This window comes from Paenibacillus dendritiformis (genome assembly GCF_015845845.1).
Lineage (GTDB): Bacteria > Bacillota > Bacilli > Paenibacillales > Paenibacillaceae > Paenibacillus_B > Paenibacillus_B dendritiformis_C.
The window spans coordinates 1-14,930 of sequence record NZ_LDIG01000074.1 but is presented as its reverse complement, the minus strand read 5'-3'; the positions used below and the strand labels follow the sequence as shown (position 1 = coordinate 14,930).

At 52.6% G+C, this 14,930-nt stretch carries 15 protein-coding genes and 1 pseudogene; 6 read left to right on the top strand and 10 right to left on the bottom strand.

Annotation, left to right across the window (positions count from 1 at the left end; all coding sequences use genetic code 11):
* A partial coding sequence (locus ABD76_RS04505; RefSeq protein ID WP_197254597.1) for a transposase occupies positions 1-223 on the top strand: 223 nt, incomplete at its 5' end.
* Between the two features lie 274 nt (positions 224-497).
* Here ABD76_RS04505 and nrdF read toward each other — a convergent pair.
* The 6 genes from nrdF to ABD76_RS04475 all read right to left on the bottom strand — a co-directional run bounded on the left by nrdF (position 498) and on the right by ABD76_RS04475 (position 6,744).
* Positions 498-1,493, bottom strand: coding sequence for a class 1b ribonucleoside-diphosphate reductase subunit beta (nrdF, locus tag ABD76_RS04500; protein WP_168178229.1), 996 nt, complete (start codon positions 1,491-1,493; stop codon positions 498-500).
* A 70-nt stretch (positions 1,494-1,563) separates the two neighbouring features.
* Positions 1,564-3,618, bottom strand: a complete 2,055-nt coding sequence (gene nrdE, locus ABD76_RS04495) for a class 1b ribonucleoside-diphosphate reductase subunit alpha (RefSeq protein WP_242069359.1) — start codon at positions 3,616-3,618, stop codon at positions 1,564-1,566.
* A gap of 10 nt (positions 3,619-3,628) precedes the next feature.
* Complete coding sequence (nrdI, locus tag ABD76_RS04490) at positions 3,629-4,000, bottom strand: class Ib ribonucleoside-diphosphate reductase assembly flavoprotein NrdI (RefSeq protein WP_197254593.1); 372 nt, start codon at positions 3,998-4,000, stop codon at positions 3,629-3,631.
* Positions 4,001-4,965: 965 nt separating this feature from the next.
* On the bottom strand, positions 4,966-6,054 hold the full coding sequence (locus tag ABD76_RS04485; RefSeq protein WP_197254591.1) for an aminopeptidase: 1,089 nt from the start codon (positions 6,052-6,054) through the stop codon (positions 4,966-4,968).
* Positions 6,002-6,589 (bottom strand): TetR/AcrR family transcriptional regulator, encoded by a 588-nt coding sequence (locus tag ABD76_RS04480; protein WP_197254589.1) that lies wholly within the window; start codon positions 6,587-6,589, stop codon positions 6,002-6,004. The genes ABD76_RS04485 and ABD76_RS04480 overlap by 53 nt, the downstream gene beginning before the upstream one ends.
* Positions 6,586-6,744: a DUF5360 family protein gene (locus ABD76_RS04475; protein WP_197254587.1), complete on the bottom strand. Its 159-nt coding sequence runs from the start codon at positions 6,742-6,744 to the stop codon at positions 6,586-6,588. Before ABD76_RS04475 ends, ABD76_RS04480 begins: the two co-directional genes overlap by 4 nt.
* Positions 6,745-7,008: 264 nt before the next feature.
* Here ABD76_RS04475 and ABD76_RS04470 point away from each other — a divergent pair, with 264 nt between their 5' ends.
* Genes ABD76_RS04470 through ABD76_RS04450 form a run of 5 tightly spaced genes read left to right on the top strand, consistent with a single transcriptional unit; the run spans position 7,009 to position 11,136 of the window.
* Positions 7,009-7,590, top strand: a complete 582-nt coding sequence (locus ABD76_RS04470) for a TetR/AcrR family transcriptional regulator (RefSeq protein WP_197254599.1) — start codon at positions 7,009-7,011, stop codon at positions 7,588-7,590.
* A 40-nt stretch (positions 7,591-7,630) separates the two neighbouring features.
* Entirely contained in the window at positions 7,631-8,455 is an 825-nt protein-coding gene (locus ABD76_RS04465; RefSeq protein WP_197254585.1) for a transporter substrate-binding domain-containing protein, read from the top strand.
* A gap of 27 nt (positions 8,456-8,482) precedes the next feature.
* Positions 8,483-9,127: an amino acid ABC transporter permease gene (locus tag ABD76_RS04460; RefSeq protein WP_197254583.1), complete on the top strand. Its 645-nt coding sequence runs from the start codon at positions 8,483-8,485 to the stop codon at positions 9,125-9,127.
* 15 nt (positions 9,128-9,142) lie between these two features.
* Positions 9,143-9,898 carry an amino acid ABC transporter ATP-binding protein gene (locus ABD76_RS04455; protein WP_197254581.1) on the top strand — a complete coding sequence of 252 codons (756 nt, stop codon included), beginning with the start codon at positions 9,143-9,145 and terminating at the stop codon, positions 9,896-9,898.
* Positions 9,899-9,921: 23 nt separating this feature from the next.
* Positions 9,922-11,136 carry a M24 family metallopeptidase gene (locus tag ABD76_RS04450; protein WP_197254579.1) on the top strand — a complete coding sequence of 405 codons (1,215 nt, stop codon included), beginning with the start codon at positions 9,922-9,924 and terminating at the stop codon, positions 11,134-11,136.
* Between the two features lie 86 nt (positions 11,137-11,222).
* Here ABD76_RS04450 and ABD76_RS04445 read toward each other — a convergent pair whose 3' ends face one another.
* The 4 genes and pseudogenes from ABD76_RS04445 to ABD76_RS04430 form a co-directional block, all read right to left on the bottom strand.
* Positions 11,223-12,257 carry an alpha/beta fold hydrolase gene (locus ABD76_RS04445; RefSeq protein ID WP_197254577.1) on the bottom strand — a complete coding sequence of 345 codons (1,035 nt, stop codon included), beginning with the start codon at positions 12,255-12,257 and terminating at the stop codon, positions 11,223-11,225.
* Between the two features lie 158 nt (positions 12,258-12,415).
* Positions 12,416-13,810: a TraB/GumN family protein gene (locus ABD76_RS04440; RefSeq protein WP_338125035.1), complete on the bottom strand. Its 1,395-nt coding sequence runs from the start codon at positions 13,808-13,810 to the stop codon at positions 12,416-12,418.
* Positions 13,811-14,022: 212 nt separating this feature from the next.
* A pseudogene (locus ABD76_RS04435) lies at positions 14,023-14,215 on the bottom strand (IS5/IS1182 family transposase); the annotation flags it as partial.
* Entirely contained in the window at positions 14,161-14,382 is a 222-nt protein-coding gene (locus ABD76_RS04430) for a hypothetical protein (protein ID WP_197254575.1), read from the bottom strand. The gene ABD76_RS04430 and the pseudogene ABD76_RS04435, both read right to left, overlap by 55 nt.
* Between the last annotated feature and the right edge of the window lie 548 nt (positions 14,383-14,930).

Here is a 14,930-nt window from a genome sequence, read left to right as displayed (position 1 = left end):
AAAAAGCTCACTGATGATATTCGAGAAGCATGCCGGTTTGAAGTATAAATATGGCAATCGAAAATTTTGGGCGGAGGGATACTACGTCAGCACAGTAGGCTTAAATGAAGCAACCGTTGCAAAATATATACGTGAACAAGAAGCACATGACCAAGCAATTGATAAACTGAGTGTGAAAGAGTATGAAGATCCATTCAGCAGAAACAGTAGCAAGAAGAAGTAAACCAGTTTAACTGGTAAGTGAAAGTGACAAATTACACTGAGCCTGAACAATTTTATTGTAAGGCTAGCGTCTTTAGGCGCAGTTTGGCAACAGGGGGTTATACCCCAAGTGCAAACCACCCGTTGGACGGGTGGTTTTGATTTTGGCGTGCGGTGGGTTCCCATTTTGACTTGTTGATTGCGAGTTGCGGCGTGGCGGGAGCCAGCAGGCAGCGGAAAAGCCGGCGGCTTCGTCCGTTGCCCGTGCTGAAGGGTGCCACAAACACTTATGTTCGTTAGAATATCTCCGATTGCTTCACGCGATCGTTCAGCATCGCAAAGTCTTTGTCCTGCAAAGGCTCCACTTTCCCCTTCTGATACCCGCTGCCCTTCGTCGAGAAGAAATCATGCGTGCTCGTCTCGGTGCGAATGCCGTTCAGCACGACCGGGTTGACTTCCTCTTCCGGGAAATGCGGCTCAAAGCCGAGGTTCATGAGCGCTTTGTTGGCGTTATAGCGAATATACTTCTTCACTTCATGCGTAAGTCCGATCGCATCATACAAATGCTCCGTATACTCCAGCTCGTTCTCATACAGCTCAATCAGCAGATCTTGCACAAATCGGGACAGCTCCTGCTGCATGGCCGCGCTCTGCTTGTTGTAGATTTCTTGCGCCAGCAAGCCTACGAAGACGCCGTGAACACTTTCGTCCCGGATGATCAGCTTGATGATCTCCCCGCTGGCGACCATTTTGCCTTGTCCGGCCAAGTACAGCGGATAGAAGAAACCGGAGTAGAACAAGAAGCTCTCCAGGAAGACGGAGGCGACCATTGCCTTGTACAGGCTGACCGGATCATTGTCTTGAATGCCTTTGTACAGACCATCGATGATCGCGGTCTTCTTCTGCAGATGCTTGTTCTCCTTCACCCAGTCGAACGTCTCGTCGATCATGGCCGTGCTGGCCACGGTCGTAAAGATCGTGCTGTAGCTCTTCGCGTGAATCTCTTCCATCGCAGCCTGAAAGATCAGAATCGCTTTTTTCTGCTTGCCTTCGACATGCTGGGCAATGACTGGCATCCCCACATTCCCCTGCTCCGTATCCAGCAGCGTGAGGCCGCCAAGCACATGCATATAGGCGAGCTTCTCGTCTTCCGTCATTTTGGTCCACGACTTCAAGTCCTTCGAGATCGGAATCTCGGTATCCAGCCAGAACTGGGACGTATTTTGCGTCCACAGCATTTCCATATAATCCGATTCGGGCCGGTTCCAGTTCACTGCTTCAAAATTTTTCATCGACGAATTCTCCTTCTACATCTGCAACTTCTGCTACTTATAAGGCTCCGACTGATACGACGTATTCAACTTAGACGACGCAGCTCACGCACTCGTCGATTGTTTTCTTTTTCGTCCGGGTATAGTAGAGCGTCTTGAGCCCCTTCTTCTGCGCGTAGATATAGTACTTCGCCAGATCGCGGGTCGTCAGATCATCCTTTACGAACAAGACGGTCGAAATGGCTTGGTCGACGTGGACCTGCACGTCCGCAACCAGGTCGATCAGGTTGAACATGTCCATATCGTAAGCTTCTTTGTAATAGAAGTAGTTCTCATCGCTAATGTACGGCATCGGATAGATCGTCTTTGAATCGCCGTATTCGCGCTCTTCGATGCGCTGCGTTATCGGCGCGATGGACGCCGTCGAGGACTGCAGGTACGAAATCGAACCCGTAGGCGCAATCGCCAGACGGTACGCATGGTACAAGCCATGCTCCATCACCTGCTCCTTCAAGCGGGCCCAATCTTCGAGGGTCGGAATCGTATGCCCTTCGAACAATTGCTTCACTCGCTCCGTCTTTGGACTGAAGTCCGTATTCAGATAACGGTCGAAGTACGCGCCGCTTGCGTATTCGCTTTTCTCGAAATCTTTGAACGTCACGCCGCGCTCCTGCGCGATCAGCATCGAACGCTCCAGGGAATAGAAATTCACCATCATGAAGAACGTGCGAACGAAGTCTCTTGCTTCCTTCGATTCATAGGCGATCTTGTTCTTCGCCAAAAAGCCGTGCAGGTTCATCGCGCCCAAACCGACGGAATGGAGCTCGCGGTTCGCCTTGGCCACCGAAGGCACAATGCTGATATTGCTGCGGTCGCTCACCTCGGTCAACGCATCCATCGCGCGGTGCACCGTGTCGCGCATCCGCTTGTTCTTCATGACGTTAACAATGTTCAACGACCCGAGGTTGCAGGATATATCGCGGTGGATCTCGTCCTCTACGCCGTAGTCATTAATCGTGGACACTTCGCTAAGCTGTGCAATCTCGCTGCAGAGGTTCGAGAACTTGACGCGTCCGATCTGCTTGAGCGCATGGTATTCGTTCGTATTGTCGACGAACATGATATAAGGGTAGCCGGACTCCATCTGAATCTGCGCAATCTTCAAAATCAGGTCGCGCGCGACAATTTTCTTCTTCCGGACATTCGGATTGTCGACAAGCTCGTCGTACATTTCGCTGATATCCATATCGTCCAGATGCTTGCCGTATTCCTTGTAGACGGTATATGGGTAGAACAAGTACATATCCTTGTCCTGCTCCACCAGCTCGAAAAACTTATTCGGCGCAACCACGCCAAGCGACAGGGTCTTCATCCGGATTTTCTCGTCGCTGTTGATCTTCTTCGTATCGAGAAATTCATGAATGTCGGAATGGAAGACGTTCAGATAGACGACGCCGCTGCCGTCGCGCTGCCCCAATTGGTTCGCGTAGGAGAACGCATCCTCGAACAGCTTCATGACCGGCAGGACGCCGCTTGCCTTGCCGTCCAGCCCTTTGATCTGCTCGCCGGCGCCGCGGATTTTGCTCAAATTCAGGCTCACGCCGCCGCCAATCTTGCTCAACTGCAGCGCCGAGTTAATCGAGAAGCCGATCGAGTTCATCGAATCGTCCACTTCGAGCAGGAAGCAGCTCACCAGTTCCCCTCTCCGCTTCTTGCCGGCATTCAGGAAGGTCGGCGTCGCCGGCTGGTACTCTTGAGAAATCAACAATTCGGCATATTCGAACGCCTTGTCGATATCCCCGCTCGCCAGGAACAGGGAGACGACGGCCAGGCGATCCTCGTATCGCTCCAGGAACTTGGTGTCGTCATTGGTCTTCATGGCGTAGTTGTTATAGAACTTGAACGCGCTCATGAAGGACGGGAAGCGGAACTTTTTCGCGTACAAATATTCGTAGAGGCGCTTGACGTCCTTGAATTCGTATTGATCGAACAGTTCTTTTTCATAGTAGTCGTTCTCTACCAGATAATGAATCTTTTCCTCAAGATTATGGAAGAATACTGTATTTTGATTGACATAATCGATAAAGTAGCTTTTCGCCGCTTCGCGATCTTTGTCAAATTGGAATTTGCCGTCCTTCTGGACCATGATTTCGTTATTAAGCTGTATCCATTTTGGTATCAAAGTAATGGACCTCCCGAGTGAATTGTTCTACATCCTTCTTCGTGCCGCTGAGCTCGAACTTCATCAGCACGGGCACGGAAAATAATCGAGAAATATGATCGGCCGCCAGTCCGTACCGGACGCCCCAGTTCATATTGCCGCTGGAAGCGACGCCCTGCAGCAAGTGGCCATGCTCCTCGAGGAATTGCATCGTAGATTGAGGCACTTGTCCGAACCCTGTCGTGTACGTGATCAAAATAAAGGGTTCATCCAGCTTCGTATCTGAGGATATGCGAACGCACTCCATATCCAGCTTCTCGACAAAACGCTTCACGTTGCCAGTCTTCGAGTCGTAAGCGATAAGCACGTGATCCCTCCGTCGTATAGAAATCTTTCAAATAGAGCCGCCTGGAGTCACCAAAAAAAGCACATCTCAAAGAAAAGAGACCGAAGCCGATGGACGCGATGAACCGATGCACCGTGCCCGATTTTGGCGCTTCCTTCTCCTTGCTCTTCGAAGAATGTTAGAAACATAGAATATTGGTTAGTCAGGGAACTCCACTTGCCGTTACAATATATAGTGTATGTATCGATTTCGTCATACTATATATAGTCCGTTATTGAATAATAACCAATTTTAAGATAAATGGCAAGCCCATTTTGTCCTCGCCGGCAGCAACGAAATATGTCGGCCTGTGACAAAAAACATATCTATCGTACCACAACTGTGACCATTATTGGTGTTCATTTTTTTTGGAATTATGCGGGATATGCTTTTATCGCGAATGGGCCGCCTGGCAGCCGTTCAAGAGAGGGACAAGTCAGCCGTTCTCCGAAAAAGTACAATTTTCGCCGCAGAAAATAGAGCCCCTCTGCCGTATTTTCGATTTATTTAACGAGATTAATTAATTGATAGATTTCACGCTCCATGGCGGCCGCAAAGTTGGAATTTTCCTCGACGGAAGGACAGTTAACGGCATTAATTATATACAAAAAACGAGCCTTTAGACGGCTCGCTCGAAGTCAGGCGTGTGCATCTTAGAAAGGCGGTTTAGGATCAACCTCAGTGCGATTCACGTTTATATGACCCTGTTTTCGCATACTTATTACGATATAAGTAAATTCCCTCTGAACAATGATGTACTTATATTGCCGAGCAATCGTTCTCATCATTCAATTATACTTATCCAGGAAATAACATAGATAAAAATTTCCCGGGCAACAGTGCGGATTCGCGCCTTTCCGACAAAGGAACAGGGCGGATCCCGCGGTAGACGGAATCCGGCCTATGGCTTCTCGCTATCGGTCGGCAGCATGCTCCCTTGGCCGCCGTCACGCCCAAGTCCCGCTGCGAAAGATGGGTTCTCTCGTTCCATCCGCCCTAATGCCATCGATGTCCATATCGGCAGAGCCGATCATAAAATCAACATGCGTGACGCTTGCATTTAACCCGGCCGCCGCCAGTTCCTCCGCGGACATCGTTTTCCCGCCTTCAATGCAGATGGGATATGGACTTCCGATCGCCAAATGATTCGAAGCATTCTCATCGAACAGTGTGTGATAGAACAGCACCTTCGACCGGGAAATCGGTGAATCAGTTGGAACAAGGGCCACTTCCCCGAGATAATGGGCTCCTTCGTCCGTGGCAATGAGATTGTTCAAAATCTCTTCTCCTTCTTCCGCCTTCACGTCCACAATCCGGCCCTTGTCAAAGGTAAGGGTAAACCGGTCAATGATGTTCCCGCCATAGCTGAGGGGCATGGTGCTTGACACATATCCGTTCACTCCGGTTTTGAGCGGGGCCGTGTAAATCTCCTCCGTCGGCATATTTGAGATGAAGCCGATGCCCTGCTCGTTCGTGCTCTGAAGCCCGATCCAGATGTGATGTTCCGGCAGTTCAACCGTCAAGCGCGTGCCCGGCGATGTAATAACGAGCGCTTTGTACCGCTTCTCATTCAAATCATTCACTCTGCCCTGTACGGTGGCGACATGCCGCTTCCATGCCTCCACCGGATTATCCTTATCGACGCGCGTCGCTTGAAAAATAGCCTCCCACAATCGGCCGACTTGCTCTTCCTCCGGCGCGTCCGGGAACACCTTCGCCGCCCAGGCCGCAGATGAAGCGGCTATCATCGTCCAGCTCACCTTGTCCGTCTGGTTGTACCGGCTATACGGATACATTGCGCTCGCCTTGGCCTTGTTGAAGCTGGCGATGCGTGCCGGTTGAATCCCCTGCAGCCAATCCGGACTGGAGGAGACGATGGACATGAACGCCGCTCCCTTGGCCGCAAATTCCTCCCGCTCCTTCGCATACCAAGTGGAGAAGGTCTGCAACATCTCTTCCGGCGCCATCGCAAAACGCAGCCGGTCAACCGCATCGTCGCTCCATTGGACCACGACATCGCTCGAGAACGATGCCATACAGGAGCAGCTCAACCGTTCGTGTCAGGGCTGTGTCCAGCGGCAAATGACGCTCATCCGCGCCCCCGCGATCCATCAATTGATAGACCGCACCCACATAGATCCGGATGAACAGCTCCATATCCAGCGGACGGATCATCTGCGCTTGAATCCCCGTGTCGACAAGCTCGCGAATATGGTCCCATCCTTCATTGATATAAGCATCGACCAGCCTCCACTGCTCCGGATAGGATCGCTTCAGCTCATCCAGCGTGCGGATATCGGTGAAAGCGAACGCGCTTGGGAGGACGATCAGCGCTTGCTTCAGCTTTTGGATCAGAGTCAGGGAAGGATCATTCATGATCTGCCGCTCGGTGTCCTTCATTTCTTGAATCGATTGCTGAATAATCCAGGTGATGAGGTGTTCCTTCGAATCAAAATATTGATATAGCGTCTTCGTGCTGATGCCCAGGCGGCTCGTCACATCGCGGATGGCAAATTTCAATCCCCGGGACTTCATCTCCTGCACAGCCGCTGCCGCAATTCTTTCCTTCATGCTGCGCGAGCCCCCTTTTTCATCACCGTTGGAAAAAAGAATAGCGGATAGATCATCAGGAACAGATTCGGAATCCACCCCAAAAAGGTGACTGCCCAATAGAAAAGGAACCCGATATCCGTAAACAGCATCATGGCCTTTAACGATTTTCCCATTTGACTCTCTCCTCTACTTGTCTCAAGGAAAACGAAATCACAATTTTGTTTTCCTTGTTTTCCATCATAACGTCTCTCCCTCCAACAATCAAGATTCAAGAAAACTTGTTAGTTACTTTCAAAAATATAGCTTGACACAAACCCAACTTTAAAATATAGTAATCCCATCGGAATTATCATTAACTGACTCGTCAGTTAAGCGGAAAGGGGCGATGGAAGCTGGCTGCCGGACCGAATCAAGATCAGGACCGCCGTCATCAATTGATGGGCGCCGCCCTGAACTTATTTGCCTGCAAGGGATATCACAGCACCAAGATTTCCGATGTGGTCAAAGCCGCAGGAGTATCGCAAGGAACGTTCTATTGGTATTTTCAAAGCAAGGAACAGCTCGTGCTCGAATTAATGGAAGACGGAAAAGAGAAACTGATAAACGTCATTGAGCAAGGCTACCGCAAACACGCAGGCACGGTCGATGATATGGTCCGTTCGTCCGCACGGCTGCTCACGGAGTTGTTCACCTTCGCCGACCGGAACCGGGAGCTGATGGCTTTCCTGCTGATGAAGGGCCAAGGCGCAGACCCTCCGGTGCGGGAAGCGGTCTCGCAAACGTGGATAGCGTTCGAGGAGGCGTTCAAAAACAACATTCAGCGGGCGGTAGAGCTGGGCATGCTTCCCCCTGCGACCGATCTGCCGCTTCGGGCCGGCATTCTCGTCTGCCTGATTACGGGCGTGCTGTCCAAATGGCTGTTCGGGCCGAGGCACGAGGTCGACTTCAGGTCCGTCTACTCCCCGGCGGAAATCGCCGAAGAAACCGCCAAATTCGAATTCCGGGGGTTGCTCGGATAACCCATTTTACTTATATGAAGCCTATAAGGAGGCTAACATCATGTCTGTCACACTGCAAAAATTCGTCAAAGCCGCTTTGCTGCTCACGGTTCTGTCTGTCGCTCTCGCCGCATGCGGAAGCAAGCCGGCCCAGGACGCGAACGCCGTCAACGCGCTTGATCAAATCAAGAAGGCCGGCAAAATCAGAGTCGGGCTTATGGGCACCTATGCCCCATACAATTTCCTCAACGACAAGCACGAGGTCGACGGCTTCGATGCGGACGTCGCGAAAGAAGTGGCGAAGCGTCTCGGCGTCGAAGTGGAATTCATCACCGGCGAGTTTTCCGGACTGATTGAAGGATTGCAAAAAAATAAATACGATGCGCTGGTCAGCCAAGTGACGATTACCGAGGATCGCCAAAAGATGATGGATTTCTCCACGCCGTACGTGAAGAACGCCGTCAACGTCATCGTCAAGAGCGACAACGCGACGATTCAGAAGCTCGAAGATTTCAAAGACAAAAAGATCGGCGTTGGGCTGGGGACGAATGACGAGAAATATTTGCGCGACGTCGCGATGCCGAAGGTCGGCACGTTCGAGATCGCCACATATAACGATGTCATCACCTCTCTGAAAGACCTGGACGTCGGCCGCATCGACGCGACGATCAATAACGTGTTCGCCATCAAGCCGCTCATCGAGAAAAACCAGTTCAAGGTGAAAGCGGTCGGCGAGCCGATTAAAGAGGATTTTGCCGGGATCGCGATCCGCAAAAATAATCCGGAGCTGCTCGATGCGATCAATAAAGCGCTCGCCGAGATGAAATCCGACGGCACGTTCACGAAAATTTTCCATAAATGGTTCGATGTCGATCCGAACTTCTAATGAGCAAGAGCCAGGAGGATGCTGATAATGGAGCTGGTCTTTAGCAATATCCAATTTCTATTAACAGGCGCGTACTACACCTTGCTGATTACGATCGTCTCCATGTTTTTCGGGCTCATTATCGGGATCATCGTCGCCATTGCCCGCTTGAAAGGAAACCGGCTCATCCGGGCTCTTGCCAAAGGATATGTGTCTCTTATTCGGGGCACGCCGATCCTGGTGCAGATCTTCATTATCTATTACGGATTGCCCGATTTCGGAATCACGCTGGGGCCGCTCACCGCGGCCTTTATCTCGCTGAGCGTCAACATCGGCGCGTACTTGTCCGAGACGCTCCGCGGCGCGATTCTATCCGTGCCCGGCGGGCAGACGGAAGCCGCTCAATCCCTGGGCCTTACTCCTTGGCAGACGATGCGGCGCGTCGTGCTGCCGCAAGCGGCGCGGGTGGCGATCCCGCCGCTCGGCAACACGTTCATCGGGATGCTGAAGGAGACGTCGCTCGTCTCCATCGTCACCGTGACCGAGCTGCTGCGCTCCGCCCAACTGCTTATCGCGCAGTATTATGTAGCCATGCCTTTTTATGTGGCGATCGCGCTCATGTATTGGGTGATGAGCGTATTCTTCTCCTATATTCTGAACCGCATCGAGACGCGGTTGTCAAAAGCCTATTAAGGACGTGTGATGCACATGATTGAGGTAAACAATCTCGGAAAACGGTTCGGCGAGTTGACCCTATTCGAAGACATCAACCTGCATATTGATTCCGGAGAAATCGTGGTCCTCGTCGGGCCGAGCGGTTCAGGCAAGAGCACGCTGCTGCGCTGCTTGAACGGGCTGGAGGTGCCGGATGCGGGATCGATCCGGGTGGGCGATGCAGCCTGGAACGCTTCCATGAGCGAAGCCGCCAAGAAGGAAGCGGTACGGCATATCCGCACGTTAACCGGGATGGTGTTCCAATCGTTCAACTTGTTCCCGCATATGACCGTCTTGGAGAACGTCACGATGGCCCCTATGATCGTGAAAAAAATGAACCAGGCGCAGGCGGTCGAAATCGGCGAGTCGCTGCTTGCCAAGGTCGGATTGTCAGGCAAAAAAAATGAACATCCTTCCCGGCTGTCCGGCGGCCAGCAGCAGCGGGTAGCCATTGCCCGCGCTCTTGCCATGCAGCCGCAGATCATGCTGTTCGACGAGCCGACCTCGGCGCTCGATCCCGAATTGACGGGAGAGGTGCTGGCGGTGATGAAGCAGCTTGCCACGGAAGGGATGACGATGATCGTCGTCACCCACGAGATGAGATTCGCGCGGGAAGCGGCGAATCGGGTTATTTTTATGAGCGACGGGAAAATCCAGGAGGAAGGCTCGCCAGAGCAATTTTTCACCCAGCCGCAGACGGAGCGGGCCCGCAAGTTTTTGCGGCAGCTTGGCAGTGAGCCGGAAGCATGAGCGGCTTCGAAGGAGTTGACAATGTGGTTTATGGCAAAGCAGAGCATTTGAAAGATGTCGCGGAACGGGCGCGGGCGATAATGGAGCGGGAAAACGTGGAAGCGATCGTGGCATCGGGCTGCGAAAATTTTTACTACTTGTCCGGCCATCCGAGCACGTTCATGTATACGTTGCGGATGAATGAAGTCGCGCTGGCGGTGATGTTCCGCGATCCGTCCCGCCGCACGGTGATCATCATGAATGAGTTCGAGGCCGCGGGCGTACCGGATGATCTGCCCCAATGCGAGCTGCGGACGTACCCGACCTGGGTGGACGTCGACGATCCGCTCGGGCTGCGCGGCGATCGGTACGAGGGGCGGCGGCCCGCAAACCATCAAGTCGAGGAAATGTTCGGGCTGCTCCGGGAGGTGCTGGCGGAATACGGGATCTCCCGCGGCAAGGTGGCTGTCGAGCTGAGCGCGATGCGATATCCTGCCGTGAACGCGCTGCGCCAAGCTGTACCTGGACTGGAGCTGACGGAAGCCGGCGGGCTGCTGACTGAGCTGCGCGCGCGGAAGACGCCTTGGGAAGTCGAGCAGCTTCGCCGAAGCTGCGCTTACGCCGAAACCGGCATCGCGGAGACGATAAAGGGAATCGGGACCGGCAGCTCGGCGGCCGACATTGCGGACGCGTTCCGGCTAGCGTTGCTGACCCATGCGGATGGAGCGCCTTCCCGCTTCCATATGATTTCCGTCGGAGCGAAGTTCGCCCCCGCGCATCTATTCGACACGCGTCCGGCAGAGCCCGGCGACGTGATCAAATTCGACGTCGGCGTCGATGTGAACGGATATGGTTCGGACATGGCCCGCACCTTCGTGCTCGGCTCGCCTTCGGATACGGTGAAGCGCATCTACGGCGCGCTGCGGGCCGGACATGACCGGCTGCTGGAGCTGATCGGGCCGGGGCTGCCGATGAATCGCGCATTCGACGACGCGATGCGGGTGATCCGCCGCTCCGGAATGCCGAATTACAACCGCGGCCATCTGGGTCACAGCGCCGGACTGAGCCTCGCGGCCGAGGAGGCCCCGTTCCTGAGCCCGGCGGAAGAAGCCGTCTTCGCTCCGGGCATGGTCATCTGCCTGGAGACGCCGTACTACGGCTACGGCATTGGCTCCATCATGATCGAGGATATGGTGCTGGTTACGGAGAAGGGCTGCGAGCGGCTGAACAAGCTGTCCCGGGATCTGATCTCGCTGTAGCTGTCGCTGCCCCGCCGCGCTGCCCATAGGAATGCGGAACAAGCCGGAAAGACGGCATGCTGCCGTCCTTCCGGCTTGCTACGCTATCATCCTTGGGGCTGCACGGATCCCAGCAGCTCGCGGATCACGCGCACGACCAGCTCCGGTTCGTCATCGCTAATATTATGACCGCTGTTCGCGGCGACAATCAGTTTGCTGTCCGTGGAAAGGTTCAGCATTTTCCGCTGACAAGCTTGCCATATTTCATCGAGCTTCTGGCTGCCTTCCTTAGAAAAACCGATGGAAGTCAGATCCGGCTGCACGCCCCTGGCGATGATCCGAACAGGGAGGTTGCCCAGCTTCTGCCCTCGCAAGGCCTGTTCCGCTTGACCGATTAGTCTGAATTCTTCCTCCACCGCATAGAAATAGTTAGCCGTCCCGATGACATTAATGAACTCCGCTCTCTTCTCCGGCGGAGCTACCCCCTCCAAGAAAGAATCTTGGAACAACCTCATGATGCCGGAATGCTTCAGCATGCTAAGCATGAACGCAGTGGGCGCGGCTTGGCGGGGTTCTTGGGCGTAGACGGCCTCTGCTTCCCGCCCGTAATCTTCATGACGGGCATCGAGCAGCACCAGCCCAACCACCTTATCGCGATACGTCTGGGCGAATAAGCGGGCATACATGCCGCCCAAGGAATGGCCGACCAGAATATACGGCCCATGAATTCCCTCCTTGTCCAAGGCTTCATGCAATTCTTGAACAATATTGGCACCGGTGCGTTCCGTAGCCGCTTTTCCGCTCCGGGCATAGCCTGCCCGGTCATAAGCAACAACTGTGGCGAACGGTGCCAACTGTGCCGGAATATCTCCCCATAATGTGCTGATTCCCCCGGAGCCCGATTCCAGCAGACTGACAGGACCGCCTTGACCCGTTCGTTGAATACGGAGCTGATAAGCCCCCGAAGCCACATCGACGAGCTTGCCCGGCATAGGAAAGTCTTGTTCCGCCAGCTTGGATGCGATCGCTTCATACAGAAAACCCGAACCAATCAGAATCATTAGGGACACAAGCACATACAGCACAGCTTTCTTCCAAGCCGCTTTCTTTTCCTTCGTCTCGCTCACGATCTTGCTTGGCATCCGGCAGTCGTCCCTTCCCGTCTTTTTAATACATCGTACTAAAAAAATATAACATGATGTAAATAACAGGTAAAGCTCACAACTAAGCAGGATATACGAAAAAGGCTAACCCTGCATCATGGATTTCATGCGGATTAGCCTCGCCTGATCATTTGATTCTATTTCATGAACTCCACTTGATAGCCGTTCGCTTTTAATTGATCGATAATCATATCTTTGATCGCGAAATGACCGGCCCCGACGACGACAAAGTGCGTGGACGCCCCTTCCTTATCCAGCAGCTCCATCAGCTTCTTGGCCATATTTTTGTCCCGTTCCCCGAACAAGCGCTGCGCCGAATCGCTCTTCACCATTTCGTCCGAATCCGTGAAGGACTCCGTGAATTTTTCCAGGTCGGCCTTGGCCCACAGCATCTGCCACTGCTTCAATTGCTCGCTTGCATCATCCGGCTTGTCTGCCGGCGCCAGGATTTGATCCAACACCTCGTTCAATTCCTTCTCCTGCACCGCAGGCGGCACATTATTGAAGAGATCCGCCTGGAACTTCAGTCCTTCCAGCTCATGGATCGGCTTGCCTGTCAACAAGGCCGAGTTAGTGAAGTACATATCGACACCGAGGGCTGCCCCCTGAGCCATATCTGCAGATTCACCTGCCATATTGGCCATGGACAGATTGGTCGTGATAGCCCAAGGCTTGAACGTATCGAAGGAATCTTTCGCCATGTTCAGCTGCCCGAGCACCTTTTGCAGCTTCTCATAGGTTTGCTGCGACACATGATCCTTCAACTGGGTGCCGTCGCTGTACGTCATGAGTTGGGTGAAATACTGCATCGAGGCTTCCGAGTCGAGCAAATTCACTTCTACCCACAGCGTGTCCGACTGTTCAAACGCGTCCCGGATTGATTTTTGCATCGGATACATGTCCGGAATGCCGAGGTGAATCGACCCTAGGAGATAGAGCGTATTCTGTCCCTTCGTGGCTTTCCAGAGAAGCCCCTTCGCGCCGCCTCCAACCGCATCATAACTGAATTGGACAAGACGGCTTGCCATGACAGTCGCTTGCTCCACGGTGCTTGGCTTATCCAGCTCCAGCCCTTTGCCGGTTCCATAGACAATGCCGTTCTTCTGCAAAAACGCCGCCGGATCGGTCATATCGAATTCCAGCGACTCCGGCCATTCGTACTGGGCCAATACGCCGTACAAGGCATCAATCACCGTTTTTCTCGTAATTTCCTTTGCTCCGGACAGAATGGCGACCTTCCCTGTTTTCTTTAATTCGAGCGCATCCAATTTGGCTGAAGTCGCCTCGATCAGAGCTTGAAACTTATCCTGCGTGATCGGCTGTTGGAACGTGCCGTCAACGTACCACGCAAACGGGAATATGCCATACTTCTCCCCTTCGTTCAGCGTTTTAACCGACCACGCGCTGATTTGCGGCACGGCCGCAGGACCTTCATTCGCTTTCGCCGGAATGACGAATCCGAGCATGGCGATCAAAACGGCCAATCCGCTGGCCACACTTCGCTTCACCATACCCCATCTGCTGGATTTCACTGTTATTCCCCTCCTCATAGTCTATATGTATTGAAAAAGAAACCTCAACGAACGATTATATCTTATTCCTCCAGGAAAAGGAAGGGAGTCGGGAATCACGTTCAGGGACGATGACGGCCCCTGGGGCCGAACAACAAAAGGCGAGTCAGGTCGCCCCGGATTGAAGACAAACTCCCGCGTAATACTGCAGTCGCGGGAGTTCTTTGTTTTGTTTATCCATATCTACTAATACGAACCGAGAACTTGGGAGAGGTGCGACCGGTCTTCCAGAGCCAGGTCGCCATTTTTTTGAGGTTCATGGCAGCAAATTAACCCGCGTAAGGTCGTCCACCGAATACCATGCTTTTCTTTTAAATCAGCAGAAACTCGCTCGATTTCTTCTTTCCGCTGCGCAAAAAACCGTTTTTTTTGTTCGCGCTGGCTATCACATGTGTCGCATCAATGAAGCGTACGTCAGGTTCAAGGAAACCATTGCGAGCACCAAGCGATTGGCTGCGCTGCAAATACTGATTGATAATCCTCAGCGCGCTGGATGGTTTGAACGCCAAATAGGTGGCCGATGGCTTTTTCATCTGCTTCACCAAAGAGGCAAACGCTGCGTTAATCCCGCCGCTCTAGTCATCCCACACCACTAAAGCTGCAGTCTCTCCCGTCACTCTATTCGTCTGCCCCGCCAATACTGCAATAATGCAGCAATTTCATTGACACGAGGTTGCGAAAATAAGATTGCTGCAAAAATACAGCAATTACCACACGGCAAGGCAGAAATAGCGTTCAAAATGGCGAAAAAATGTAATTTTGCAGGATTTTCTCGGAATTTAGCACTAGCGTTGCATCAATCTTTTTACGAAAATTTTCACCCTATAATTCTCTATATTTGTAACTTATTGAACTATATTCGTGGACAAAAATAAAGAAATCTCCTATTGTTGAGTTACCCTCAGCGTTATCCATAAAACGCCTCAACAAAGGAGATTCCTATGGATAACGTACCGAATCAAAACGTCATTTGTCAATGCCTAAAGTGGTTACATGTGAATTCCACTAGAGATGAGTCATTGGATTACCGAGCCCAAAAGTTGTTTGTCGGCGCTTCGACACTCTTGTTTGTAGAGGCACA